The sequence below is a fragment of the Streptomyces pluripotens genome, assembly GCF_000802245.2.
In the GTDB taxonomy this organism is placed as follows: domain Bacteria; phylum Actinomycetota; class Actinomycetes; order Streptomycetales; family Streptomycetaceae; genus Streptomyces; species Streptomyces pluripotens.
In genome coordinates, this window is the sequence record NZ_CP021080.1 from 4,694,217 (window position 1) to 4,720,104 (window position 25,888).

23 protein-coding genes are annotated in these 25,888 nt (G+C 70.0%); 13 read left to right on the plus strand and 10 right to left on the minus strand.

The genetic code is table 11. The features are described from left to right. The first annotated feature begins 99 nt into the window (after positions 1-99). The 3 genes from LK06_RS21135 to LK06_RS21145 all read left to right on the plus strand — a co-directional run bounded on the left by LK06_RS21135 (position 100) and on the right by LK06_RS21145 (position 3,598). Positions 100-822, plus strand: coding sequence for a thioesterase II family protein (locus LK06_RS21135; protein ID WP_052319075.1), 723 nt, complete (start codon positions 100-102; stop codon positions 820-822). Then, positions 815-2,278, plus strand: a complete 1,464-nt coding sequence (locus LK06_RS21140) for an amidase family protein (protein ID WP_043435556.1) — start codon at positions 815-817, stop codon at positions 2,276-2,278. The genes LK06_RS21135 and LK06_RS21140 overlap by 8 nt, the downstream gene beginning before the upstream one ends. A gap of 63 nt (positions 2,279-2,341) precedes the next feature. Further along, the gene (locus tag LK06_RS21145) at positions 2,342-3,598 is read left to right on the plus strand and encodes a DUF1015 family protein (protein WP_043435554.1); all 1,257 of its coding nucleotides are present in this window, start codon (positions 2,342-2,344) and stop codon (positions 3,596-3,598) included. A 41-nt stretch (positions 3,599-3,639) separates the two neighbouring features. Here the strand turns inward: LK06_RS21145 and LK06_RS21150 are convergent, their stop codons facing one another. Further along, entirely contained in the window at positions 3,640-5,076 is a 1,437-nt protein-coding gene (locus tag LK06_RS21150; RefSeq protein WP_086083434.1) for a S41 family peptidase, read from the minus strand. A gap of 127 nt (positions 5,077-5,203) precedes the next feature. On the opposite strand from LK06_RS21150, the gene LK06_RS21155 reads away from it, so the two are divergent. Beyond that, positions 5,204-7,273 carry a thioredoxin domain-containing protein gene (locus LK06_RS21155; RefSeq protein WP_078858889.1) on the plus strand — a complete coding sequence of 690 codons (2,070 nt, stop codon included), beginning with the start codon at positions 5,204-5,206 and terminating at the stop codon, positions 7,271-7,273. A gap of 155 nt (positions 7,274-7,428) precedes the next feature. Here LK06_RS21155 and LK06_RS21160 read toward each other — a convergent pair whose 3' ends face one another. Together LK06_RS21160 and trhA are read right to left on the minus strand one after the other, a co-directional pair. Continuing rightward, positions 7,429-8,181 carry a Mut7-C RNAse domain-containing protein gene (locus tag LK06_RS21160; protein ID WP_043433734.1) on the minus strand — a complete coding sequence of 251 codons (753 nt, stop codon included), beginning with the start codon at positions 8,179-8,181 and terminating at the stop codon, positions 7,429-7,431. A 201-nt stretch (positions 8,182-8,382) separates the two neighbouring features. Continuing rightward, entirely contained in the window at positions 8,383-9,096 is a 714-nt protein-coding gene (gene trhA / locus LK06_RS21165) for a PAQR family membrane homeostasis protein TrhA (protein WP_039653019.1), read from the minus strand. A gap of 360 nt (positions 9,097-9,456) precedes the next feature. Here trhA and LK06_RS21170 point away from each other — a divergent pair, with 360 nt between their 5' ends. Further along, positions 9,457-11,280 carry a phosphoenolpyruvate carboxykinase (GTP) gene (locus LK06_RS21170; protein ID WP_039653020.1) on the plus strand — a complete coding sequence of 608 codons (1,824 nt, stop codon included), beginning with the start codon at positions 9,457-9,459 and terminating at the stop codon, positions 11,278-11,280. 314 nt (positions 11,281-11,594) lie between these two features. Here the strand turns inward: LK06_RS21170 and LK06_RS21175 are convergent, their stop codons facing one another. After that, positions 11,595-12,032 carry an SCO4983 family protein gene (locus LK06_RS21175; protein WP_039653022.1) on the minus strand — a complete coding sequence of 146 codons (438 nt, stop codon included), beginning with the start codon at positions 12,030-12,032 and terminating at the stop codon, positions 11,595-11,597. Between the two features lie 89 nt (positions 12,033-12,121). Beyond that, on the minus strand, positions 12,122-13,333 hold the full coding sequence (locus LK06_RS21180) for a pyridoxal phosphate-dependent aminotransferase (protein WP_043406316.1): 1,212 nt from the start codon (positions 13,331-13,333) through the stop codon (positions 12,122-12,124). 126 nt (positions 13,334-13,459) lie between these two features. On the opposite strand from LK06_RS21180, the gene LK06_RS21185 reads away from it, so the two are divergent. The 3 genes from LK06_RS21185 (at position 13,460) to LK06_RS21195 (ending at position 15,977) form a co-directional block, all read left to right on the plus strand. Then, positions 13,460-14,230, plus strand: a complete 771-nt coding sequence (locus tag LK06_RS21185; protein ID WP_052318937.1) for a hypothetical protein — start codon at positions 13,460-13,462, stop codon at positions 14,228-14,230. Between the two features lie 149 nt (positions 14,231-14,379). Then, on the plus strand, positions 14,380-14,991 hold the full coding sequence (locus tag LK06_RS21190; RefSeq protein ID WP_078858890.1) for a DUF1707 SHOCT-like domain-containing protein: 612 nt from the start codon (positions 14,380-14,382) through the stop codon (positions 14,989-14,991). A 152-nt stretch (positions 14,992-15,143) separates the two neighbouring features. Continuing rightward, positions 15,144-15,977: a trypsin-like serine peptidase gene (locus tag LK06_RS21195; protein ID WP_043406097.1), complete on the plus strand. Its 834-nt coding sequence runs from the start codon at positions 15,144-15,146 to the stop codon at positions 15,975-15,977. On the opposite strand, the gene LK06_RS21200 is transcribed toward LK06_RS21195, so the two are convergent. After that, a complete protein-coding gene (locus tag LK06_RS21200) occupies positions 15,899-17,605 on the minus strand; it encodes an N-acyl-D-amino-acid deacylase family protein (protein WP_078858891.1) in 1,707 nt (568 codons plus the stop codon). The two genes, LK06_RS21195 and LK06_RS21200, sit on opposite strands and share 79 nt — an antisense overlap. 9 nt (positions 17,606-17,614) lie before the next feature. Continuing rightward, the gene (locus LK06_RS21205; protein WP_043433736.1) at positions 17,615-18,910 is read right to left on the minus strand and encodes an amino acid deaminase; all 1,296 of its coding nucleotides are present in this window, start codon (positions 18,908-18,910) and stop codon (positions 17,615-17,617) included. Positions 18,911-19,036: 126 nt separating this feature from the next. On the opposite strand from LK06_RS21205, the gene LK06_RS21210 reads away from it, so the two are divergent. The 4 genes from LK06_RS21210 (at position 19,037) to LK06_RS21225 (ending at position 22,002) form a co-directional block, all read left to right on the plus strand. Then, positions 19,037-20,128, plus strand: coding sequence for a sugar kinase (locus LK06_RS21210; RefSeq protein ID WP_374208163.1), 1,092 nt, complete (start codon positions 19,037-19,039; stop codon positions 20,126-20,128). After that, positions 20,125-20,886, plus strand: coding sequence for an IclR family transcriptional regulator (locus LK06_RS21215; protein ID WP_039653030.1), 762 nt, complete (start codon positions 20,125-20,127; stop codon positions 20,884-20,886). The genes LK06_RS21210 and LK06_RS21215 overlap by 4 nt, the downstream gene beginning before the upstream one ends. After that, positions 20,883-21,293, plus strand: a complete 411-nt coding sequence (locus LK06_RS21220; protein WP_039653031.1) for a RidA family protein — start codon at positions 20,883-20,885, stop codon at positions 21,291-21,293. The genes LK06_RS21215 and LK06_RS21220 overlap by 4 nt, the downstream gene beginning before the upstream one ends. A gap of 76 nt (positions 21,294-21,369) precedes the next feature. Beyond that, complete coding sequence (locus LK06_RS21225) at positions 21,370-22,002, plus strand: hypothetical protein (protein ID WP_234367465.1); 633 nt, start codon at positions 21,370-21,372, stop codon at positions 22,000-22,002. 149 nt (positions 22,003-22,151) lie between these two features. Here LK06_RS21225 and LK06_RS21230 read toward each other — a convergent pair whose 3' ends face one another. Then, positions 22,152-22,337 carry a DUF397 domain-containing protein gene (locus tag LK06_RS21230; protein WP_039653222.1) on the minus strand — a complete coding sequence of 62 codons (186 nt, stop codon included), beginning with the start codon at positions 22,335-22,337 and terminating at the stop codon, positions 22,152-22,154. Between the two features lie 8 nt (positions 22,338-22,345). Continuing rightward, positions 22,346-23,197: a helix-turn-helix domain-containing protein gene (locus tag LK06_RS21235; RefSeq protein ID WP_043433737.1), complete on the minus strand. Its 852-nt coding sequence runs from the start codon at positions 23,195-23,197 to the stop codon at positions 22,346-22,348. A 208-nt stretch (positions 23,198-23,405) separates the two neighbouring features. On the opposite strand from LK06_RS21235, the gene LK06_RS21240 reads away from it, so the two are divergent. Further along, a complete protein-coding gene (locus LK06_RS21240) occupies positions 23,406-23,795 on the plus strand; it encodes an ATP-binding protein (RefSeq protein ID WP_043433739.1) in 390 nt (129 codons plus the stop codon). A gap of 216 nt (positions 23,796-24,011) precedes the next feature. Here the strand turns inward: LK06_RS21240 and LK06_RS21245 are convergent, their stop codons facing one another. Further along, a complete protein-coding gene (locus LK06_RS21245) occupies positions 24,012-25,742 on the minus strand; it encodes a chitinase (protein WP_043406087.1) in 1,731 nt (576 codons plus the stop codon). Positions 25,743-25,888: the final 146 nt, after the last annotated feature.

A 25,888-nucleotide genomic window follows, 5' to 3' on the forward strand; every position in this document is an offset into this window, starting at 1 on the left:
GGGTCCGGGCCGCGCCGCGCCCCTACTCGACCACTCCTTCGGAGGCGTACCTTGATTGCCGCTCAACAGACCAGCATCTGGTTGCGGAAATACCGACCGGTGGAACAGCCCCGGGTCCGCCTGGTCTGCTTCGCGCATGCCGGCGGGGGCCCGAGCGCCTTCCGTACCTGGCCCGCCTCGCTGCCCTCCGACGTCGAGGTGCTCGTCGTGCGCTATCCAGGGCGGCAGGACCGTGTGACCGAGCCCTGTCTCGATCGGATGGAGCCCATGGTCGAGGCGGTCACGGAGGCACTCGCACCCCTGCGCGACCGGCCGCTCGTCCTGTTCGGGCACAGCATGGGCGCGTGGATCGCCTACGAGGTGGCGCAGCGGATGCCGGTGCGCGCGTTGCTCGTCTCCGCCCAGGTACCGCCCTCACGACGGAATTCGGCGCGCCCCGGATCGGCCCGCCGAGGCGACGGAAGCGGTGAGCTCAGCGACGAAGCGCTCATCGAGGAGGTCAAACGGCTCGGCGGATACGACGCCCAGCTCTTCGAGGACCCCGAGCTGCGCGACCTCGTCCTGCCGTCGATCCGGGCGGACTTCACACTCGTACGGAACTACCGTGCGGGCCGGCAGCCGAGCCTGCTCGGCTGCCCGGTGCGCGCGTTCTACGGCGAGGACGACGCCGATACCCGGGCGGACGACGTCGACGCCTGGGCCGAGGCCTCCACGGGCCCCTTCACGGCGCACCGATTTCCCGGCGGCCACTTCTACCTGGCCGACCACGAGGCAGCACTGCTGCGTGAGCTCTCCTCTCTGCCGGAGGTGTCCTGTGCTTGATCCGACTGAGGCGACAGTGGCTCAACTGCGGAAGGCACTCGGCGACGGGAGTCTCACCGCCCTCGAGTTGACCCGCTGGTATCTGGACCGCATCGAGCGCTTCAATGACGAACTGTGCGCGGTCATCGAGGTCAATCCGGATGCCGAGGCAGAGGCCGCCCGGCTGGACGCCGGCCCGATCCGTGGTCCGCTGCACGGCGTCCCCGTCCTCCTCAAGGACAACCTGGACACCGCCGATCGCATGCACACCACGAGCGGCTCGACGGTCATGCTCGGGTCCCGGCCGGACCGCGACGCCACCGTCGTGGCTCGGCTGCGAGCCGCCGGAGCCGTGCTGCTGGGCAAGGCGAACAAGACGTCGTGGATTCTCGGGCCCGCGGGCTGGAGCGCCCGGGGTGGCCAGACGCGCAATCCGTACGACCCGACGCGATCGCCGCACGGGTCGAGTTCGGGCTCGGCGGTGGGCGCCTCGGCGAACCTGTGCGCCGTGGCGATCGGCACCGAGACCATCGGGTCGATCCTGGGGCCCGCCGCCGCGAACTGCCTTGTCGGTGTGAAGCCGACCACCGGACTCACCAGCCGGGCGGGCATGATCCCCGGTATCCCCAGCTTCGACTCGATCGGACCCCTGGCGCGTTCGGTCGCCGACGCCGCGGAAGTCCTCTCCATGATCGCCGGGCCCGACCCGCTCGACGCCGCGACGGACGGCGTGCCCGTGCTCGACTACCTGAGCTTCCTCGGCGCCACGGACCTGCGCGGTGTGCGCATCGGCGTGCCTCGAAAGATGTTCTTCGGCTACAGCGAAGCGGCCGACGCGGTTGCCGAGTCCGCTCTGGAAGCCCTGAGCGGGGTTGGCGCGGTCATCGTCGAGGACACGGACATTCCGGGAGCGGACGAGCTCACCACCGATCCGTCCTTCGGCCGCGTCGTGGTGAACGAGACCGCCCACGGCCTGGGGCAGTACCTTGCCCGAACGCCAGGCAGCCACCCGCGTACCATCGCCGCCCTGGTGGAGGCCAACCGGGCGAACGCCGCGGTCGAGCTGGAGCTGTACGAGCAGGACATCCTGGAGATGCTGGCCGCACACGCCCCCGACCTCGACGACCCGGGCTACCGGGACGCGTTGGCCACCGTGCGGCGAAAGGCGCGGGCGGAAGGCATCGACGCCGTCATGGACGAGCACCGACTCGACGCGCTGGTCATGCCCACCTGCCCGCCGCCGTGGCCGATCGACGTCGTCGAGGGCGATCCCGATCCGCACGGGGCCGCGCTCGTACCCGGCCTTGCCGGCTACCCCGCCATCAGTGTACCGGCGGGCTGGACGGAGGGTCTGCCTGTCGGAATCACCTTCACCGGTAGGGCGTTCAGCGAACCCGTTCTGTTCCGTCTGGCGCACGTCTTCGAGCGGACGAGGCCGTCCCGTCGCCCGCCCGGTGCCACGACCGGCGTCAGGTGAACGACCGTGCTCGATCTCCTTCCCGGAAATGACGACCCCGCACCGCCGTCAGGGACCCGCGGTTTGAGGCTGCTCCCGCTGCGCGGAGTTCGCTACGTCCCGGAAGAAGTCGGCGGCCTGGCAGCTGTGACCTCGCCACCGCTCGACGGCGTCGTCCGGCGTGACGAGCAGGCGCCCGCGCATCCGTACAGCATCGTCCGCCTGATCCTCCCGCAGGCGGACACGGCCGAGGCCCGCCGACGGCAGGCATCGAAGACGCTGCGCGCGTGGCTCGCCGAAGGCATCCTCGCCTCCGACGCCGAACCGGCCCTGTACGTGTACGAGCAAGCGCGTGGCGACGTTGTGCAGCGCGGCGTCATCGGCGCCCTGGAGCTCTCTCCGCCCGAGGAAGGAATCGTTCTTCCCCACGAGGACGTCATCGTGCACCTCCTCGAGGAACGGGCGGCCCTGGTGCGGGCCACCGCCGCCCACCTCGAACCACTGCTGCTCAGCTACCGGGGCACTGCCGGACCGACCGGTGCCACGTCCGTCGTCGAGCGGGCGACAGCCCGTCCTCCCCTGCTCGTCACCACCACGGAGGACGGCTTCCACCATCGCCTGTGGTCGATAACCGACCCGGCCGATATCGGCGAGGTGGCCGATCACCTCGCCGGCCACCAGGCTCTCATCGCCGACGGCCACCACCGCTGGGCCACGTACCTCCGTCTGCAGCGGGAGCAGGCCGCGACGCCCAGCCTCTGGGACTACGGGCTCGTTCTCCTCGTAGACACGGCGCTGTACCCCCTCCAGGTCAACGCGATCCACCGGCTCCTCCACCGGCTTCCGGTCTCGGAGGCGCTGGACGCGGTAGGGGACTCCTTCCGCGTCCGACGTCTGGACACCTCACTTGCCCGGGCCATGTCGGCCCTGGAGGAAGCCGCCTCCACCGGCAACGCCTTCCTTCTCGCGGGCGACGGTTCCTATCACCTCCTCGACAGCCCGGACCCAGCGCTTCTCGCCCGTACGATGAGACAGGACCGTCCTTCGGACTGGCGCGCCCTGGATGCCGCGGTGTTGCACGAAACCCTCCTGGCCCGGGTGTGGCGCGTCCCGGATGCCGCCGACTCCATCGCGTACATCCACGACGCGGAGGCGGCGGTGGCACAGGCCGAGCTCCATGACGCCACGGCCGTGCTGATGCATCCGGTACGCGAAGAAGTGGTCCGCGACCTGGCGCGCCGAGGCATCACGATGCCGCGGAAGTCGACCTCCTTCGGTCCGAAGCCGGCCTCCGGCCTGATCCTGCACAGCCTGGAGCACATGCGCCTTCCTCCTGAGTAGGCACCCGTCCCACCGAACGCGGACGGACGCGCGTGCCTGCCTCAGCCGAGGAGTTCGCGGGCCCGGGTCAGTGCGCTGTCGCGGCGAGCCGCGAGCTCGTCATCGGTGAAGACAGGCACGCGGATGGTGGGTGCGATACCGGCCCCGTCGTAAGCCGCGCCGTTCGGGGCGAGGTACTTCTCGTTGGGCAGGGTGAAGGACCAGCCATTGGGCAGGACACGGTCCATGGTGTCGGAGAGAGCTCCTTGGGTGTTCTCACCGATACGGACGGGGGCCGGGGTGCGGTTCATGAGGGCCTGGGTGAAGGTCTCGCCCGCGCTGACGGTCAGGCGGCCGGTGAGCACGGCGAGCGGGCCGGTGTAGACCGGACCGCCTGACCGCGGGCTCACCCCGATCGGCTGGGCGGAGGTGAACCGTTCCCCACCCACCGTGTTGTCGCGGGCTCGCTTCGTGTAAGCGGTGTACGCGTGGGTGGTGAGCCTGGAGGCGATGCGTAGCCCGAGGGCGTCGGATCCGCCGCCGTTGAACCGCAGATCGATGACGAGTGCGCGCAGCGCCTTGGAGCCGCGTGTGCGCGCTTCGGTGAAGATGGCGTCGAGGGCCTTGTCGAGTTCGGCCCGGTCCCTCGCGTAGTCACCCTTCTCGGTGAAGCCGGCAAGACGGGTGATGCGTAGATAGCCGATGCGGCCGGGCAGGTCCGCGTAGCCGATGGCGCCCCGCCCCCAGCGTTGTTGGGGCGTGCCCACGCTCGCGGCCGTCGCCTTCTCGATCTTCGTGACGGTGTCGGACGTGGGTGCCTTCGTGTCTGCTTGACGGCCCACGAAGTGCTGTTTCCTGCCTGCGACGATTGCGGTGTGGGCGTCGTGCAGCGGCTCGATCATGCTTTCGAGAATGCCGAACAGTTCGGCATCGGTGGTGTCGGCGGTGATGGTGGGGCGGTAGCGGTCACGTACGGCGGCCCAGTCGACGCCCTTGGCTGGGAATGAGGGGTAGTTCTCCGCATACGTCTGCCAGAAGGTGTCGAAGACGGCGCGAGGGTCCGTGGGCGGCCTTTGACTGCACCTCTCGGGAAGCTCGTGGACGCGGTGCAGGGTGCGGAACCCTGCGTTGTCCGCGAAGCGGAGCCTGATGACATCGCCGTTGTCGTCGGAGCCCGGAGTCAGGGTGATACGCCCGGCCTCCTCGCTGACAGTCGGCGTGAAATCCACGGCACCGCCTGCCCGGGACGAGCCGCTCCGCTCGGCTTCCAGGCTGCCGGGCAGGCAACTGACGCGCGTTGTCTCGTAGGTGCGAAGGTGGCGTCCGCTGACCGAGATGACGGTGCCGTATCCGGTGCTCTGCCACAGTCCCTCCAGCGATGGGTTCCCGGACGCGGCGTTCCCGGGCGTCCCGTTGGTCATGGCGGGGAGAGCGGCGAGGGCGAGGGCGAGTGCGACGGCGCGGAACGGGGCGCGCCTGCGACGGACCGTGAGAGGCATGTCTTTTACGTTACGGAGAGCGCGACCTCCGACACTATGGGGTGTTCACCCGTGTTCGGGTGCGGGAATCCGAACCCGAACACGGGCTTCGTGGGTCCGGGTAGGGCGTTGTGAGAGGCTGGCGTGTATGAACCGGCTGGCTGGTGTGACCTCGCCTTATCTGCTTCAGCACGCTGACAATCCCGTCGACTGGTGGCCCTGGACGCCGGAAGCGTTCGAGGAGGCGCGACGGCGCGATGTGCCCGTTCTGCTATCGGTCGGTTACTCTGCGTGCCATTGGTGTCACGTCATGGCCCACGAGTCCTTCGAGGACGACACCACCGCCGCGTACCTGAATGAGCACTTCGTCTCCGTCAAGGTAGACCGCGAGGAGCGGCCCGACGTGGATGCCGTCTACATGGAGGCCGTGCAGGCCGCCACGGGACAGGGCGGCTGGCCCATGTCCGTGTTCATGACGCCGGACGGGGAACCCTTCTACTTCGGCACCTACTTTCCGCCCGAATCCCGGCACGGCGTGCCCTCCTTCCAGCAGGTGCTGGAGGGCGTCCGGCAGGCATGGGCCACCCGGCGCGACGAGGTCGGCGAGGTGGCCGGCAAGATCGTGGGCGACCTCGCCCAGCGCGAGATCGGCCAGCACCAGGCCGCCGAACCGCCCGGTGAGCCGGAACTCGCCCAGGCCCTGCTCGGGCTCACCCGCGAGTACGATCCGCAGCGCGGCGGATTCGGCGGCGCGCCCAAGTTCCCGCCGTCCATGGTCCTGGAGTTCCTGCTGCGGCACCATGCCCGCACCGGTGCCGAGGGCGCCCTGCAGATGGTCCGGGACACGTGCGAGCGCATGGCCCGCGGCGGCATCTACGATCAACTCGGTGGCGGTTTTGCCCGCTACTCCGTCGACCGCGACTGGATCGTGCCCCACTTCGAGAAGATGCTCTACGACAACGCGCTGCTGTGCCGTGTGTACGCGCATCTCTGGCGGGCCACCGGCTCCGACATCGCCCGACGGGTCGCACTGGAGACCGCCGACTTCCTCGTCCGTGAACTGCGCACGAACGAGGGCGGGTTCGCCTCCGCCCTCGACGCCGACAGCGACGACGGCACGGGCAGGCACACCGAGGGCGCCTACTACGTGTGGACGCCCGGGCAGCTTCGCGAGGTGCTCGGAGCGGACGCCTCGCTCGCTGCCCAGCGCTTCGGCGTGACCGAGGAGGGCACCTTCGAGCACGGCCGGTCCGTCCTGCAACTCCCGCAGGAAGAACGAGTGTTCGACGCAGGGAAGGTCGCGTCCGTCAAAGAGCGGCTGCTGGCCGCTCGGGTGCGGCGTCCAGCCCCCGGCCGGGACGACAAGGTGGTCGCCGCCTGGAACGGACTCGCGGTCGCCGCGCTCGCCGAGACCGGCGCCTACTTCGACCGGCCCGATCTGATCGATGCCGCGCTCGGCGCCGCCGACCTGCTGGTTCGGGTGCATTTGGACGAGCACGCCCGGCTCACCCGGACCAGCAGAGACGGGCGCGCCGGAGTCAACGCGGGCGTCCTGGAGGACTACGCCGACGTCGCCGAAGGTTTCCTCGCACTTGCGTCCGTCACCGCGGAGGGCGTCTGGCTGGACTTCGCCGGCCTGCTCCTCGACCACGTCCTCGTCCTCTTCACCGATCCGGAGACCGGTTCGCTGTACGACACCGCCTCCGACGCGGAGCGGCTCATCCGCCGGCCCCAGGACCCCACCGACAATGCCGTCCCCTCCGGCTGGACCGCCGCGGCCGGCGCCCTGCTGGGCTACGCCACCCACACCGGCTCCACGGCCCACCGGGTCGCCGCCGAGCGGGCGCTGGGCGTGGTCAGGACACTGGGGCCCCGCGTGCCGAGGTTCATCGGCTGGGGTCTGGCCGTCGCGGAGGCCCTGCTCGATGGCCCCAGGCAGGTGGCGGTCGTCGGTCCGTCGCTCACTGACGAGCGGACAAGCGCATTGCACCGTACGGCCCTTCTCGGTACCGCCCCCGGCGCTGCTGTCGCCGCCGGCACCCCGGAGAGCGGAGAGTTCCCGCTCCTGGTGGACCGGCCGCTGGTGGGCGGTGAACCGGCAGCGTACATCTGCCGCACCTTCACATGTGACGCCCCGACGACTGACCCCGAGCGCCTGCGCGCGGCGCTGACCAGCTGGAACCCTGAGGCGAACGGAGCTGACGACCGCCCGAATTAAGCAGGCGTTCGGATAGATCCAGGCAACGACGGCCGCCCGCTGCGCGTGGCTGGCGCAGAGCCACTGCGGTCGGTTGAAGGCAAACGGCACGGACGACCCGCTTCGCCTGGACCGAAACCGGGACGGGATGGCCTGCGGAAAGGGATGAGGAAGCGTCAGCCTCCGTCCCGCAGCAGCCGGTTCCCGCTCGGGAAACGGGCGAGGGCGCGCTCCACGATGGCCTCCAGCTGTTCGTGGTGCGCGCCCTTCCAGTAGGCGCGACCGCACGCGGCGCACCGGGCGAAGACGTCGTACGAGCGTTGGGTGCCGCCCTTGAGCTGGTCGGCGACCTCGTCCTTCGTGGCTTCCTCCAGCAGTCCGTTGCAGGCGGTGCAGCGGGTCCAGGGGCGCAGGTCGGGGGCGAAGCGGTCGAGGACGTCGTGGAGTTGGTCGTCGGGTCGGGTGCTGTAGACGTAGGCGCCGGCCCACAGTTCGCGGCGGCGCAGCAGACCCCGGTCCCGGCTGAGCATGACCCGCTTCTCGGTCGCGGAACGGGCGGCCAGCGCCGGATCGCCGATGTCGGTCGACTCGTATGCCGTGTCGACGCCGAGCAGCCGCAGACGGCGGGCCAGGGTGCCGAGGTGGACGTCCAGGAGGAAGCGGAGCGGGGCACCCGGTACCAGCTGGGGTCGTTCGACGGGCTGGACCGACACCTGTTCGCCCGCCCTCGGCACATGCGAGGGCAGTACCTCGCGGCCGTCTACGACCAGTGCGCCGACCTCGGTCAGCGGGACACCGAGGGACTCCACGACGTGGCCGAGCGTGGAGACACCGTCCGTGGTGAGGCTGGTGACGCCGACGCGCCGGGCCGATGGGACGAACAGCCGGAGTTCGGGGGCGACAGCGATGTGGATCTCGGGTCCGTTCACCCCGTCAGGATGGCACGGGGGACGGAGTGGGGTTCATCCGTTTTCCCCGGCCCGCACGTCCAGCGCGCGGTCGAGCAGGACGACCCGGGCATGAGCGTCCGTGAGGCGGCGGTGACGGTCGCCGGGCAGGACCGGTGGCACCCCTCAACGCACCGTGGTCACGGCTCGTCGGAGCCGTGACCACGGTGTGCGGTCGTGCGGTTACGCGTGCTGGTACGCGACCAGCGAGATGCCCACGTAGTGGACGACGAACGCGGCGAGGGTGAAGGAGTGGAAGACCTCGTGGAAGCCGAACCAGCGCGGTGACGGGTTCGGACGCTTGATGCCGTAGATCACACCGCCGGCGCTGTAGAGGAGGCCGCCAACGATCACCAGGACCAGGACGGCGATGCCACCGGTGCGCATGAAGTCGGGCAGGAAGAAAACGGCAGCCCAGCCCATGGCGATGTAGCAGGGGGTGTAGAGCCAGCGTGGGGCGCCGACCCAGAAGACGCGGAAGACGATGCCGGCCGCCGCGGCGGCCCAGATGCCCCACAGCAGCCACTGTCCCTTGGCTCCGGGCAGGAGCAGCAGGGTTAGCGGTGTGTAGGTGCCCGCGATGATCAGGAAGATGTTGGCGTGGTCCAGGCGGCGCAGGACGCCGTCCATCCGGGGGCTCCAGTTGCCCCGGTGGTACAACGCGCTGACGCCGAAGAGTAGACAGGCCGTCAGGACGTAGACACCGCAGGCGATACGGCCTCTGGTCGAGTCGGCGAGGGCGGTGAGCACGAGGCCCGCGATGAGTACGGCCGGGAACATGCCGAGGTGCAGCCAGCCACGGAGTCTGGGCTTGACCGGATGCGGCAGGGAGAGCGCGACGGGACGGCGGCCGGCGGCCGGCGAGTCCGTGGGCGCGTCGGAGGCGGACGCAGTCATGGGCCGCATGGTACCTACGGAACCGTAGGTTACGGATCAGTCCCCTCTGTGACCGGTCGCACACTGGCCATCCTCTCATTCCGATCCCGATCCCGAACCCGGACGCGGTGCACAAAAAATCCTTCAGGCAAACCCAACGTGCACGTAAAGGGAAGGGGAGGTACGCAGGAAAGACGTGAAAACCGTGTCCTTCCTCACGCCGCTCACCTGTGGCATCCCCTGGACATATGCGCACCAACGGCGGATGATCAAATGAGTGCGGTCGGCACCGGATGAGCGCCCACAGTTGGACAACTGCGAAGCATCCGGGTCGCAGCCCCCAAGGGGCGATAACCCAAAATCCCTCATCTAGGAGCAATCGTGGCGCGCGACATCGCGGCTCCCTCAACCGTCCCCACCCAGCACAAGGAACTGATCTCGTGGGTTAACGAGGTCGCCGAACTGACGCAGCCGGACAGCGTGGTCTGGTGTGACGGATCCGAGGCCGAATACGAGCGCTTGTGTGAGGAACTTGTCCGAAAGGGCACCTTCAAGAAGCTCGACCCGATCAAGCGCCCGAACTCTTACCTCGCCGCCTCGGACCCCACGGACGTGGCCCGGGTCGAGGACCGGACCTTCATCTGCTCCGAGAAGGAGGAGGACGCGGGCCCCACGAACAACTGGAAGGCCCCCGCCGAGATGCGGGAGATCTTCTCCGGTGAGCAGGGCCTGTTCCGCGGCTCGATGCGTGGCCGCACCATGTACGTCGTGCCCTTCTGTATGGGCCCGCTCGGTTCTGCGCTGTCGGCGCTGGGCGTGGAGATCACCGACTCCGCGTACGTCGCCGCCTCGATGCGCACCATGACGCGCATGGGCAGCGCCGTTCTGGCGGAACTCGGCGAGGACGGTGCCTTCGTGAAGGCCGTTCACTCCGTGGGCGCCCCGCTGGAGGAGGGCCAGGAGGACGTTCCCTGGCCCTGCAACCAGACCAAGTACATCTCCCACTTCCCCGAGGCGCGCGAGATCTGGTCGTACGGCTCCGGCTACGGCGGCAACGCGCTGCTCGGCAAGAAGTGCTACGCCCTGCGCATCGCCTCCGTCATGGCCCGTGACGAGGGCTGGCTGGCCGAGCACATGCTGATCCTCAAGCTCACCCCGCCGCAGGGCGAGTCGAAGTACGTGGCTGCCGCCTTCCCGAGCGCCTGCGGCAAGACCAACCTCGCCATGTTGGAGCCGACGATCTCCGGCTGGACCGTGGAGACCATCGGCGACGACATCGCCTGGATGCGCTTCGGTGAGGACGGACGCCTGTACGCGATCAACCCGGAAGCCGGCTTCTTCGGCGTCGCGCCCGGTACCGGCGAGCACACCAACGCCAATGCGATGAAGACGCTGTGGGGCAACGCCGTCTTCACCAATGTCGCCCTCACCGACGATGGCGACGTGTGGTGGGAAGGCATGACCAAGGAGCCGCCCGCCCACCTGATCGACTGGAAGGGCAACGACTGGACGCCGGCGTCCCAGACCCCGGCCGCCCACCCCAACGCCCGCTTCACGGTGCCGGCTTCGCAGTGCCCGATCATCGCCCCGGAGTGGGAGGACCCCAAGGGCGTGCCGATCTCGGCGATCCTCTTCGGCGGTCGGCGCGCCACCGCGGTGCCGCTGGTGACGGAGTCCTTCGACTGGAACCACGGCGTCTTCCTCGGTGCCAACGTGGCCTCCGAGAAGACCGCCGCAGCCGAGGGCAAGGTCGGCGAGTTGCGCCGCGACCCGTTCGCCATGCTGCCGTTCTGTGGCTACAACATGGGCGACTACATGGCCCACTGGATCGACGTGGCGAAGGACAAGGACCAGTCCAAGCTGCCGAAGATCTACTACGTCAACTGGTTCCGCAAGAACGACGAGGGCGCGTTCGTCTGGCCGGGCTTCGGTGAGAACAGCCGGGTCCTGAAGTGGATCGTGGAGCGGCTGGAAGGCAAGGCCGAGGGCGTCGAGACGCCCATCGGCATCCTGCCGGCCAGGTCGGCCCTGGACACCGACGGCCTCGACCTGTCCGAGTCCGACCTGGACTTCCTCCTCACCGTCGACAAGGAGGTCTGGCGCGAGGAGGCCGCGCTCGTCCCCGAGCACCTCAACACCTTCGGTGACCACACCCCGAAGGCGCTGTGGGACCAGTACCGCGCCCTGGTGGAGCGTCTGGGCTGAACGGCCCGTTGAAGACTCCACGGCCGGTCGCCGTGCCCTGACCAGCGATCGTCACGACCGGTCGTGGAACACTCCCGAGGTCCCGCACACGGTGCAAGGGCGCACCGTGTGCGGGACCTCGGCGCGTGCGCGTGCAGTAGCCGTGGCGGGAACGGCCTCCAGGCGTGTTTCGGCGCGCTGCACCGCTCTCGGCGGCTCGCGCCGGGCGCACCGTCCCGGAAGCCGGTACGGAGGAAGCGGTCCCGGGGTGTCCGGTCCACGCGTCGCTGCGGGTGCGCGCGGACCGGGGCCGCGCGGGGAGACCCGGGCAGGGGTCAGGCGGTGGAGCTGAGTTCCTTCGGCTCGGCTGCTCCGGCGGCAGCGTGTGCGTCCATCCGCTCGGCCGCGAGGATGGCCGCCGTCGTGTCGGCGCGTGAGGCGGCGACCACCAGCGCCCGGCCGGCCAGCACGTGTGCGCGCCGGTGCAGCGCCGCGGAGTCACGGGGGGCGCCGGGTTCCGCCCGGAGTGGGCTGTGTCCTCCCCGCAGCCGGGCCACCTGCGCGGCGAGCCGCTCGGCGGCCGTGTCCAGGTCGGCGGAGGGGGTCAGGTCGCGGAGCTCGTCGGTGACGGTGAGTAGCGCTGCGAGGTGCCCCGCGAGCTGGATCTCCAGCTCCTCCTCGCGGGACCGGTGAGGGAAGTCCGAGGAAGCGTCGGCCGCCGTCGTGCTGTGGACGGACCGACTAGGGGAAGGGGCGCGGACCGGTTCGTACATGGGAGACGGCCTCCTGTGCTCTGACAGGAAGCCATCCTAGCTTGGATTTCGTCTAAAGTTGAGCCGGGTCACGGATTGCGGTGCCTCGACTACGGCTGGCTGTATCCGTCCAGGAAGTTCCCGATCCGGGTCATCGCGTCCCTGAGGTCCCCTGCCGAGGGCAGGGTCACCACGCGGAAGTGGTCGGGTTCGGGCCAGTTGAAGCCGGTGCCCTGGACGACCATGATCTTCTCCTGGCGCAGCAGGTCGAGGACCATCTGTCGGTCGTCCTTGACCTTGAAGACCTTGGGGTCCAGGTGCGGGAACAGGTAGAGCGCGCCCTTGGGGCGTACACAGCTCACGCCGGGGATCTGTGTCAGCAGCTCGTAGGCGATGTCCATCTGCTCCTTCAGCCGGCCCCCCGGGAGCACCAGGTCGTTGATCGACTGGCGTCCGCTGAGTGCGGCGACCACCCCGTGTTGGCCGGGCATGTTGGCGCACAGTCGCATGTTCGCCAGGATCGTCAGGCCCTCGATGTAGGAGTCGGCGTGGGCGCGCGGTCCGGAGATGGACATCCAGCCGACGCGGTAACCGGCCACCCGGTAGGCCTTCGACATGCCGTTGAAGGTGAGGGTGAGCAGATCGGGGGCGACCTTCGCGGTCGGCGTGTGCGTGGCGCCGTCGTAGAGGATCTTGTCGTAGATCTCGTCGGAGCAGACCAGCAGGTTGTGCCGGCGGGCGATGTCGGTGAGGCCCTTGAGTACCGTCTCGTCGTAGACCGCGCCCGTGGGATTGTTCGGGTTGATGATGACGATGGCCTTGGTACGGTCGGTGACCTTGCGCTCGATGTCGGCCAAGTCGGGCATCCAGTCCGACTGCTCGTCGCAGCGGTAGTGCACCGCGGTGCCGCCCGACAGGGACACCGCAGCGGTCCACAGCGGGTAGTCCGGGGCCGGTACGAGGACCTCGTCGCCGTCGTCCAACAGGCCCTGCATGGCCATCACGATCAGCTCGGAGACGCCGTTGCCGATGAAGACGTGCTCGACGTCCGTCTCGATGCCGAGGGTCTGGTTGTGCATGACGACCGCACGGCGGGCGGCGAGCAGGCCCTTGGCGTCGCCGTAGCCGTGTGCGGTGGAGACGTTGCGGAGGACGTCCTCCAGGATCTCCGGCGGACACTCGAAGCCGAAGGCGGCCGGGTTGCCGGTGTTGAGCTTGAGGATGCGGTGGCCCGCCGCCTCAAGCCGCATGGCCTCTTCGAGAACCGGGCCCCGGATCTCGTAACAGACATTGGCGAGCTTGGTCGACTGGATCACCTGCATGTCCGTGAGCTTACGGCCCGGTAACGGTTCTTGGGTCGTGTTTTCCGCCACGTGAGACATGAAGGTTTGCCCGGATATCGCCGCGAGCTGTCTCAGGGGTCACTTGCATCCCTAGAATCCGCTGTCATGTCCAGCGAACGCGAGTACGAGGGAGGGGCGTACGGCGTGTACGGACCGGGTGGCGAGCCCCAGGGTCCGCCGAACGTGTACCTCCCGCAGGCGGCCCCGGCCCCGACGTACGACGACTATGCGGACCCGGCCGTCGCGCACGGCTGGGAGAGTGCCTACGACGCCACGCGCGAGCTGCCCCCAGTGCCCGAGCTGTCCGTGCCGTCCGTGCTGTCGGTGCCGTCCGTGCCCTCTGAGTCGTCCGCGACATCTGAATCGTCCGAGCCGCCCGAGTTCGGTCCGGGGCGGGCCGGTCGGCGGCGTGCCGAGCGGCGCAAGGGTGGACGCCGTCGGGTGGCGGTCGTCGCCGGGGTCCTCGGGGTGGCCGGAACCGCGGCGGTGATCGCAGGCCTGGTGGGCGGCTCGAATCCCCCGGACGGGTCCCAGCCCGCGGACGGCGGACGCGTTGCCGACGGCGGCTCCGTCACCGGGACCAGCCACACGGGTACCGCAGCACCCAGCGCGACGGACCCGGCCACGGCCGGCCGGTCACCGGGGGCGTCGGCGTCCCGTACGACGGCCTCGCCGACCGTGCGCGCCTCCGCGCGTGGCAGCGGCACCGCAAGCGGGACGGGCGGAGTCCCAGCGAGCTCGGCCTCGACTCCGGCGGCCACGGCGCCCGAAGGGCCCGCGTTGACGGAGCCGGCCGGCGGCGCCCCGACGACATCCGCGCCCGGCCATTCTGGCAGCAATGGCCGGGGCTACGGCGCCACGAAACACCCCCGCTGACCGGGCGCGGGCCGTGGCGTGCCCGGCTCCGCCTGGACCCGCACCGTTCCACGCCCCGCCCTTCGCCTTTCCGTCAGTGGTCGTGCGCTGCAGGGCAGTTGGCCTGCGCGTACGAGGCGCAGCAATCGGGGCGTGCGAGACTTGCCCGTGTGACCGAGCAGATCAAGACCTCCGCCCGTGGGAAGGGGCTGGCCCCCGCTGCTGGTTCCGGCCATGAGGTCCTCGTCTCCGACGAGGACCGCGAACGGGCCGCTGAGCGCGTACGGGCGGCGGTGGGGGAAGGCCGTCTGGAGCTGGGCGAGCTGGACGGGCGCCTCAGCGGGGTGTACCGGGCTCGGACGCTCGGCGAGCTGACGGCGGCCGTGCACGGGCTGCCCGAACCGACGCCCAGGGGTCGTCTGGTGGTGGACCGCGCTCCCACGTCCAAAGGGGCGCTGGGCCTGTTCGGCGGCTTCAGGCGTGCTGGTGAATGGGTCGTGCCGCCGCGCTTCACCGCCTGGTCGATGTGGGGTGGCGGGCGGGTCGATCTGACCGAGGCCCGGTTCGCCGCCCAGGAGACCGAGATCCGGGCCGTCGCCCTGTGGGGTGCCACCGGGATCGTCGTACCGGACGACATCGACGTTGACGTGCGGGGCTTCGGGCTCTTCGGGCTGGTCGGCAGGCGGGGCGCGCGCAGGAGCGGCCGGCCCGGCGCCCCACGGGTCGTCGTCAGGGCCTTCGCGCTGTTCGGCGCCGTCATCACCAAACCCAAGGGTGAGTGATTTCCGGGCGGTTGTGTGCCGGCGGCACAGGGATACCCCTACGGCCTGATCCGGCTTCTTGTTCCCACCCCCCGATGCGCTGACAATGCGCATGACAACTCAAGGTGATTGGACGACCTCCGGTCACCCAAGTCGTAAGAGGGGACCCCCACATGAACAAGCCTCTCCTTGCCGCGCTCTCCTCCCTGGCGATGGCCGGGCTGGGCGCGACCCCGGCCGTCGCGGCCCCACAGCCCGCCAAGACCGCCGCGGTGACCGTCGACTACTCCGGCACCGTCTCGCTCAGCAACTGCTCCGGCTCCCTCATCCGTTTTCCCGGCTCCATGGACAATGACCCGGCACTGGTGCTGACCAACGGTCACTGCCTGGAGACCGGCTTCCCCGAGCCCGGCGAGGTCATCACCGGCCAGTACTCCTGGCGCCGCTTCGGCCTGCTCGACTCCTCCAGCAACCGGATCGGCACGCTCCGCGCCAACGAGGTCGTCTACTCGACCATGACCGACACGGACGTCACCATCTACCGACTGAACACCACGTACGACCGGATCAAGAGCCGGTACGGGATCAACGCGCTCACCGTGGCCGACACCCACCCGGTCGCCGGCGCCGCGATCAAGGTCGTCTCCGGGTACTGGCGGCGGACGTACAGCTGTGACATCGACGGGTTCGTGTACCGGCTGAAGGAGGGCGACTGGACCTGGAAGGACTCGGTCCGCTACACCTCCGCCTGCGACACCATCGGCGGTACCTCCGGCTCCCCGGTCATCGACACCGCGACCGGCAAGGTCGTGGCCGTCAACAACACCGGCAACGAGGACGGTGAGACCTGCACGGTCGACAATCCGTGCGAGGTCGATGAGAAGGGCGACGTCACCGTCCGTCAGGGCATCAACTACGCCGAGGAGACCTACCAGATACCGGCCTGCTTCACGACCGGCAACGAGCTCGACCTGAACGCGTCCGGCTGCACGCTGCCCAAGCCCTGACCTCGGGGCCGGGCGGTCACCACGGGGGTACGACGGACCGCCCGGCCCGCCAGGACGTCCGTCCGCTTCCCGTCCTCGACCACGAACCGGCCGTCGATCAGGACGTGCGGTATCCCGGTCGGCGGCGTCCGGGGCTCGGCGAAGTCGGCCCCGGCCCCGACCGTCGCCGGATCGAACAGGACCAGGTCGGCCCGGTGTCCCTCGCGGACCAGCCCGCGGTCCGGCAGGCGCAGTCGGGCCGCGGGACGGGACGTCAGGTGGGCGACACACTCCTCCAGCGTCAACACCCCCAGCTCCCGGACGTAGTGGCCGAGGTACCGCGGGAAGGTGCCGTATGCGCGCGGGTGCGGTCTGGCGCCCTGGAGGATGCCGTCGGAGCCGGCGGTGTGCGTCCGGTGCCGCATGATCGCGCGGACGTTCTCCTCGTGGCCGACGTGCTGGAGGACCGTGGTGCCGAGCCGGTCCCGCACCAGGAGGCGGCGGGCCGTGGTCCAGGGGCTCTCGCCACGCAGTTCCGATGCCTCGCGGACCGTACGACCCACGAGGTCGCCGAGGGTCGGATCGGCCACCCCGGAGATCTCGATGGTCTCCCACTTCACCGGCACGCCGTGGCAGCCGTCCGAGCCGGTCACCTCCAGCTCGTGCCGGATGCGCTCGGCCGTCGCCGGGGCGACGAGCCGGGCCAGGATCTCCTGCGGGCCGCCCTCGCTCACCCAACTCGGCAGCAGTGCGGCCAGGGTGGTGCAGCCGGGGGTGTACGGGTAGGTGTCCAGGGTGATGTCCGCGCCCGCGTCCAGCGCCCGGTCGAGGAGGGCGAGCAACTCGGGCGCCCGGCCCTCGTTCACGCCGAAGTTCATCGTGGCGTGGGTCAGGTGCAGCGGACAGTCCGCCTCCCGGGCCAGGGCGACCATCTCGGCGTACGCCCCCAGGGCGCCCGCTCCGTAGGAGCGGTGGTGCGGGCAGTAGTAGCCGCCGTACTTGGCCACCACCCGGCACAGCTCGGTCAGTTCGGCCCGCCCGGCGTACATGCCGGGCGGGTAGGTGAGTCCGGAGGAGAGGCCGACGGCGCCCTGTTCCAGGCCTTCCGCGACCAGCTGCCGCATCCGGTCCAGTTCCTCCGGGGTGGCCGCGCGGTCCTGCCACCCGACGGCGAGCGCCCGGACCGTGCCCTGCGGGACGAGGTACGCGGCGTTCACCGCGATTCCGCGGTCGAGCCGGTCCAGGTACGCGCCGACCGTCCGCCAGTCGAAGTCGATGTCCTCGCCGTACCCGTTCCAGCCGGTGATTGCCCGGCGCACCTCCGCCAGCGTGCGGTCGTCCACCGGGGCGTACGAGAGGCCGTCCTGGCCGATGACTTCGAGGGTGACTCCCTGCGCGGCCTTCGCGCTGTGGTCGGGATCGCGCAGCAGGGCGAGGTCGGAGTGGGCGTGCATGTCGATGAAGCCGGGGGCGAGGACCAGTCCCTCGGCATCCAGCTCCCGCATCCCCCGCGGACGCTGACAGCCGGCCGCAGCGGCCTCCTTGACGATCGAGGTGATCCGGCCGCCGTCGATCACGACGTCGGCGCGGAAGGAATCCGCGCCGCTGCCGTCGACGACGTCGGCGTCCCGGATGACCAGGCCCTGCATGCCGGCCCCCTAGAAGAACGTACGGATGTAGTCGACGACCGTGCCGTCCGCTTCGGCCACCGGAATCAGTTGCCACTTGTCGAAGGAGGTGCACGGGTGGGACAGGCCGAACCCGATCCAGTCGCCGACCTCCAGATTCGCCTCCGGGTCGGTATGCAGCCAGGTGTGCTGGTCGGACAGGCCGGTCACGGTGACGCCGGCGGCCGGGCGCTCGACACCGTCCCGGCGTACCACCTGGGCGCTGGGCAGGTCCAGGTCGTGGGCCGCGTCGCGCTTGCCGGCGTTGGCGAAGGCCTGCTCGGTACTCGGGCGGGAAACGACCTGCGCCCATAGCCGGAAGGCGGGCTCCAGGGCGCCCTCCTCGGGAACGCGGGTGAACGGGGTGAGCCTGCGGTAGTGCCCGTCGTCGTGCGAGACGTACGCGCCCGAGCGCAGCAACTTCAGCACCGGCCGGGAGAGGTCGGGCACCGCGGCGAAGACGTCGGCCACCGCGTCGAACCAGGCGCTGCCGCCTGCGCTCACCACGATCTCTTCCGACCGGCCGAACCACCCGCCCTTGTCGAGTTCCGCAGCCAGCGCCACCAGCCGCCGCAGATACGACCGCACGCGCTCCGGATCGGGCTGCGGCACCTCGCCCTCGTAGCCCGCCACCCCCACCAGGCGCAGCGTCGGTACGGCGGTCACGGCCTCGGCGACGGTCGTGCACTCCGCTTCCGTGCGCGCACCGGTCCGGGCGCCCTCGCCCGCCGCCAGCTCCACGACCACGTCCACCGGGCGGGCGGCGCCCCGCAGCGCCGCGTCCATCAGCCCGACGCCGCGCACGGAGTCGACGTAGCAGATGAAACGGAAGTCCGGGTCGGCTGCCAATTCGCTGGCGATCCAGCGCAGTGCGGAGGCGTCCACCAGCTCGTTGGCGAGGAAGATCCGCTGGACGCCGAACGCCCGCGCCACCCGCACTTGGTGGGGCACGGCCAGCGTGATGCCCCAGGCGCCGTGCTCGATCTGGCGGTGGAAGAGCTGTGGGGCCATGGAGGTCTTGCCGTGCGGGGCGAAGGCGAGACCGTGCCGGACGGTGTACGTCTCCATCATCGCCAGGTTGCGTTCCAGACGTTCGGCGGACAGCGCGAGGATCGGCGTGGTGAAGCCGTCGGCTTCGGCGAAGAGGTTGCGGCGCTGAGCGGCCAGTTCACCGACCGTGCGGCCGTCGGCGTCCGGCGGGAGGCCCTTGAAGCGATGGTCGAGGCGTTCCTCGGCGAGGCGGGCGAGTCGACCGGTGGCCTGGCGGGCGAGCGGTTCGGCGCTCATGGAGCCCCTCTCTTGTTGTTGCACTATGTGCAACGCTCATTGCGTATAACGCTTATGGGTGTCTAGCATCTCGCTGACACCGGGTCAACGGAGCGAGCCGCTGCCCGGACACCAACAGGAGCCATCATCGACGACGCTACTGACGACCCGGCCATTGCGCCCGTCCCTCGGAATACCGGGGACGAGGTCGACGTGGTGGCGCTCGGCGAGTCCATGGTCACCTTCCTGCCCAGCCGGCCGGGCCGTCTCGCGGAGGTGCCGTCCTTCGACCGTGCGATCGGGGGTGCCGAGTCCAACGTGGCGTGTGCGCTGGCCGCCTTCGGGCACGCGGCGCGGTGGGTGAGCAGGATCGGTACGGACGGCTTCGGCGACCACCTGGTGGCGTGCATCGCCGGCCACGGCGTCGACGTCTCCGCCGTTGTCCGGGACCCGCGCCGGCCCACGGGCGTGTACTTCCGCACCGCCGCCGACCGGGCCACGGGCGCGTACGAGGTGGCGTACTACCGGGCGGGCTCGGCGGCTTCGGCGATGAGCCTGCAGAACGTGGACCTGCCGGCGGTACGGGCGGGCCGTGTCCTGCACCTGTCCGGGATCACGGCTGCGCTGTCCGACGGGTGCCGCGAACTGCTGTGCGAGCTGACGGCCCCCCGGCCGGGTCGCCCGCTGATCTCCTTCGACGTCAACCACCGACCGGAGCTGTGGCGGGACGCGGACGGCCCCCGGGCGCTGCTGGAGCTGGCGCGGAGGGCCGACATCGTCTTCGTCGGGGACGATGAGGCCCGCCAGGCATGGGGTCTGCACGGCGGTCGGGAGATCCTGCGGGCGCTGCCCGAGCCGGAGATGGTCGTCGTCAAGCAGGGCGGGGGCGGAGCAACCGCCTTCCACGGGAACACCGGCGGGACGGAGGACGCCGAGGGCACCGCGGTCTCCGTCCGGGCCCCCGAGGTCGACATCGTCTCCCATGCCGGCGCCGGGGACGCCTTCGCCGCCGGGTTCCTCTCCGGCACCCTGCGCGGACTGCCCCTGCGGGACCGGCTCCGGCACGGCCACCTCATGGCCGCCGCCGTGCTCACGGTGCCCGGCGACCTGACCGGACCCCCCTGCCGCGGCCACGCCGACCGCCTCGCCGCCCTCGACGACACCGCATGGGGGAGACTTCGACTCGGCCCCGGCTGGACGCAGGCCGGAACGGCCGAGGAGGAGGCGAACACCCCGTGAGTCAGACCGTCGACCGCGCCCTGAGCATCCTGCCGATGCTCGCCGAGGGGCCCGCCGACCTCGGGCAGGTCGCCGACCGCCTCGGCGTCCACAAATCCACCGCGCTGCGGCTGCTGCGCACCCTGCACGAGCACGGTCTGGTCTACCGCCAGTCCGACCAGCGTTACCGGCTGGGCGCCCGCCTCTTCGCCCTCGCCCAGGAGGCGGTGGAGAACCTCGACATCCGCGAGATCGCCCACCCCCACCTGGTGCGGCTGAACGAACAGTGCGGGCACACCGTGCACCTCGCCGTCTACGAGGAGAACGAGGTGCTCTACATCGACAAGGTGGACAGCCGCTACCCGGTCCGCATGTACTCGCGGATCGGTAGACCGGTGGCCATCACGGTCGCCGCCGTGGCGAAACTCCTCCTCGCCGACCTGCCCGAACCCGAGCGCCGCACCCTCGCGGAAAAGCTCGACTACCCCGCCTACACGCCCCGCTCCACCGCCGACGCCACCGCCTTCCTGCGGGAGTTGGAGCAGGCCCGCGAACAGGGCTGGGCCACCGACCTCGGTGGCCACGAGGAGTCCATCAACTGCGTGGCGGCCCCCGTCCGCGGCGCTGACGGCCGGGTGGTCGCCGCGATGTCGGTGTCCGCGCCGAACGTGGTCGTCACCGCCGAGGAACTCCTCGCACTGCTTCCGCTGGTGCGCCGCACGGCGGACGCGATCAGCGGCGAGTACTCCGGCAGAACACCAGTGAGGGACCCTGGATGACGGACAAGACCGCGATCACCCCGAACACCCACACCATCCCGCCCGCCAAGTTCTCCCACGGCGTACGGAAGGGCAACATCCTCCAAGTCGCCGGCCAGGTCGGCTTCCTGCCCGCCGAGGGCGGCAGACCTTTGACGCCGGCCGGCCCCACCCTGCGCGAGCAGACCCTGCAGACCCTCGCCAACGTCAAGGCGGTTCTGGAAGAGGGCGGCGCGAGCTGGGACGACGCCATGATGATCCGTGTCTACCTGACCGATGTGGACCACTTCGCCGAGATGAACGACGTCTACGACGCCTACTTCGAGGAGCAGGGCCTCACCCGGCCGCCCGCCGCCCGCACCACGGTCTACGTCGGCCTGCCGGCCGGCCTCCTCATCGAGATCGACGCGCTCGCGGTCCTCGGTTGAGCCCTGTGGCCCGTGCGAACTACGAGATGGGCGGGCTGACTGGTTCCGGCACAGGGAAGTCGTCCATACTTCCGCCGTGGAGCAGCGCATAGGATCGAGCAGCAAGCCGAAGCCGTCGCAGGCCGAGCCGTCGCCGGCCGAGCCCGTGACGGGTGCCGGTTTCGACCCGGCCTTCATCCCCGGGATAACGGCACCGGTGGCGACAGAGCCCAAGGGCACCGAGACGGATCCGGAAGCCGGAACCGCCGCGGAACCGGAGGACTCGGTACGTGCCGAGGGCGGCCCGGCGGAAGTGGAGGGCCCGGCGGAGGGCCCGGCGGAGGACTCTGCGGAGGACCCGGTGGAGGGCTCGGCAGAAGTTCCTGCGGAGAACTCGGCGAAGGACTCGGCGGAGGAGGATGCGGCAGCCGGGGAAGGTCCGGTCTTCGAGGCCGCCGACCGCCGGGCGAAGATAGTCGCCGATCGCAAGGGCGTCCGCCTCAGCCTGGACGCGGAGGCCTGCGAGTTCCGCTGGGACGAGATCGCCGCCGTCGAAACGGGGTCCCCCCGCTTCGGCAAGCGCTTCACGATCACCGTGCACACCCCCGACCGCCGCTGGTACCCGATCGAGATCGAGGCGGCGGCCAGGGCCCGCTTCAAGGAGTGGGACGAGCAGTTGGACGCGGTGCTCGACGCGTACTTCGAGGACGCCGAGGAAGACGCCGGCTGACGGGCACGAAGCCTTCGGCCGGCCCCGGCTGCGACACCGCGCCCCAACGGGTGAGTTCCGCCCGCCCGCCGCTGTGAGCGGGCGGGCGGAACGCCGTCCCCCGCCGCACCGGCCGCCCGCCCGTGGAGCGACCCTTGTCCAGGGCCTTCTCAGGGCCTCTTCAGGGCTTCGATGAAGGGGGCGAACGCGGCGGCCGGGAAGGTGAGGGTCGCCCTGTCCGGGGCCTTGGAGTCCCGGACGGCTATGCGGGTGTCGAGGTCGGCGACTTCGACGCAGTCGTTGCCCTCACCTCCGCCGGAGAAGGACGACTTCTTCCACGAGGTAGGGGTGATCATGCCGGTCCTCACAGCTCCTTCGCCAGCCGATGGACGAGGTCACGCGACTGCTTCGGGGTCAGTGCCTCTTCCTTCACCTTACGGAAGAGCTTTCGAAAGTGCTCCAGTTGTGCTGCGGAGTCGACGAAGGCAGTGCCGTGCGGGGCGTCACGCACGATGGTGTCGAGACGGGGAACGGGACCGCCGACGTGCACCATGGTGCTTCCGGCTCCTGCGAAGTCGTCCAACGCGAAAGGGATCACCCGGACGGTGATGTGGGCGGCCTCGGACATCTCCAGGATGCGGTCCAGCTGGACTCTGGAAGCGGCGCGTCCGGCCACGTTGATGCGTAGTGCCGCTTCATGGATCACGGTGTCGTACGGGATGGGGTCTGCCCCCTCGATGACGACCCTCCGCTTCATCCGGTGTTCCACCCGTAGGTGCACCTCGTCGCTCGGGAACTCGGGGTTCATGTAACCGAAGAGCGCGCGGGCGTACTTCTCCGTCTGCAGGAGCCCCGGAACGTGGATGATCGCCACGTCATGGCGGTATGTGGCGTGATGGTCAAGCTCGGCGAGATCCAGGTAGGCGGCGGGAAGAGTGCCGCGGTACTCCTCCCACCAGCCCCGCGCGCGGTCGGTTGCCATCAGCACCAGGGCGTCGATCAGTCTCTCGTCAGAGCAGGCGTAGTTCGCGGCAAGCCGACGCACCCGCTGCTCGCTGACGCCGGAGATCCCTGACTCGATCTGGCTCATCTGAACGGAGTTCACACCAAGCAGGCTTGCTGCCTCGGTTGCCTTGAGTCCGGCAGCCTCCCGCAGCTTTCGCAGCTCCAGCCCCAGACGCGCCTGACGTGCTGTGGGCTGCTGGCGACGCCCCATCGGTTTCCTCCTCGACCCCAACCTCGCGGGAACCGCACCTCGTTCGGGTGCAAGATTACGGCAACGACTTGCAGGGACCTAAATTTAAGTCCTACCTTCGGTGACGCATCGTGTACGCATCGGAAGTGCACCGCTCCGCCCTGCCATGACGGCTGCGGCAATGCCACCGCGTGCGGAATCCCCATTCGTCAACCGGAGTTGATGACGCATGCCCGAAACCTGGGACTACACGCTCTACATCCTCAACGACCCGAGGGTGGTGACGATCTGCCGTCGCACCCTGCGCCTGGTCCTCACCCTGCACGGACTGATCCGCCTGGTGGATACGGCGGAGCTGGTCTCCAATGCCGTGCGGCACACGAAGGGACCGGCCGCGCTGAGGGTGCGCCGCACGGCGGAGGGGGCGGTGTGGATCGGGGCGTGGGACACCGATCCCGCCCCGCCGGAACCGCCGCAGCCACTGGAGCGGGTGGGGGAGCTGGAGGAGGGCAGGGGCCTGGGGCTGGTGCGGGCCTGCGCCGACTTCTGGGGATGGCAGCCGTCGGCCCGGTTCGGCAACCGGGGGAAATACGTGTGGTGCGAGCTCTCGGCGGCGTAGCCCGTTGATCACGCCGGACGGACGAGCGCTGGGGAGTGGGTGCCTGGCCGGCCCGGCCACCCGCTTCCCCGGCCGGGGGTGATCCTGTCGGTCAGCTGCCAAGCGGTCGAACGCGGCCGCGCGGCCCCGGTACGCGAACGGGCCGCGCGCACGACGACGCCCGGGCTCCCCAAAGCCCGGGCGTCGTCCGTCAGGAGGTGCTGGGGAACGCTCGCGCTACGGCAGCGCGTGCACGTGCGCCCCCACCGGGTCGGACCACGCGTTGCCGGAGGCCGCGTCCCAGTTCGTCGACCAGGTCATCGCACCGCGCAGGTCGGGGTAGGTCTTGGACGGCTTGAAGGTGCCGCAGTTGGTGCCTGCCGTGAGGCAGTCCAGGGCGTTGTCCACCACGGTCGGCGACACGTAGCCGCTGCCCGCCGCCTTCGTGGAGGCCGGCAGGCCGAGGCCCACCTGGGACGGGGAGAGGCCACCCTCCAACTGGATGCAGGCGAGGGCGGTCAGGAAGTCCTCGGACCCCTGGCTGTAGACCTTGCCGTCGCAGCCCAGCATGGAACCACTGTTGTAGTACTGCGTGTTGACGACCGTGAGGATGTCCTTGATGTTCAGGGCGGTCTGGAAGTAGGAGTTCGACGTCGACTGCATGTCGATCGTCTGCGGGGCCATCGTGATGATCAGGGACGAGCCCGCCTTGGCCGACAGTGAGCGCAGCGCCTGCGTCATGTACGTCGCGTTGAGGCCGTTCTCCAGGTCGATGTCGACGCCGTCGAAGCCGTACGTCTGCATCAGGGAGTACACCGAGTTCGCGAAGTTCGCCGCCGACGTCGAGTCGTTGATCGACACCGTGCCGTTCTGTCCGCCGATCGAGATGACGACCTTCTTGCCGGCCGTCTGCTTGGCCTTGATGTCCGCCTTGAACTGGTCGACGGTGTAACCGCCGAGGTCGGCCGAGTCGAGGTTGAAGGAGACCGCGCCGGGCGTCGAGGTCGCGTCGGCGAAGGCCACCGCGATGATGTCGTAGGCGGAGGGGACGTCGGACAGCTTCTGCGCCGTGGCGCCGTTGTCGAAGTTCTGCCAGTAGCCGGTCACCGCGTGCTTGGGCAGGGAGCCGCCCCCGCCGCCCCCACCCCCGCCGCCGGTGCCGTCAGAGGCGGTGGTGGCCGACACCGTGGCCGACTTCGCCGACTCGCCGGCCGCGTTCGTCGCCGAGACCTGGAAGGTGTACGACGTCGAGGCCGCCAGGCCGGTCACCGTCGTCGAGGTGCCGGTCACCGCCGTCACCTTTGTGCCGTCGCGGTAGATGTTGTAGCCCGTCGCGCCCGACACCGCCGACCAGGACAGCGAGACCGAGGAAGAGGTCGTACCCGAGACCGCCAGGCCGGTCGGGGCGGACGGGACCGTCGGGGACGGGTCGCCACCGCCACCGCCATCGGGGCCGTAGACCGAGATGTCGTCGGCGTAGTAGGCGGTCTGGCCGTACCAGCCGTGGGTGTAGAGGGTGACCGACGTCGTGGACGCGCCGGTGGTGAAGGTGGTCGACAACTGCTTCCAGGTCGTGGTGTTGGGAGTCCAGGTCGAGACGTCCTTCGTACCCGTGCCCGTCACGCCCAGGTAGGAGTAGCCGCCCTGGACCCAGGCGCTCAGCGTGTACGTCGAGCTGGGTTGGACCGTTACCGTCTGGGTGCACTGGGCGTCGTCCTGGCCGGCCGGGGTGGCCTTCAGGGCGGAGGAGCCCCCGTGCACCGGGGAGGAGACCGTGGTGCCGCTGCCAGCCGTACAGGTCCAGCCGGTCAGACCGGATTCGAAGCCCGCGTTGTTGACGTTGTTGACGTCCGCGGCGGAGGCCGGGGTGGCCGCGAGGCCCGCGACCGAGAGGGCGAGGGCGGTGGCGGCGGACCATGTCGCAAGCCGCCGTCTGCGGAGTCTGGGTGTGCCTGGTGCGCGGTCCACGGGGACCTCCGGGGAGTCGGCTGGGATGAGGGGCGGGAAAACACAGGGGAATGCGTGGGGAACGGCGGACGCCGTTGACCCAACAAGTTGGTCCAGACCAATCCTGGTGTCAAGAGGTCCAGACCAAAGCTCCCTCCGGTCGATGC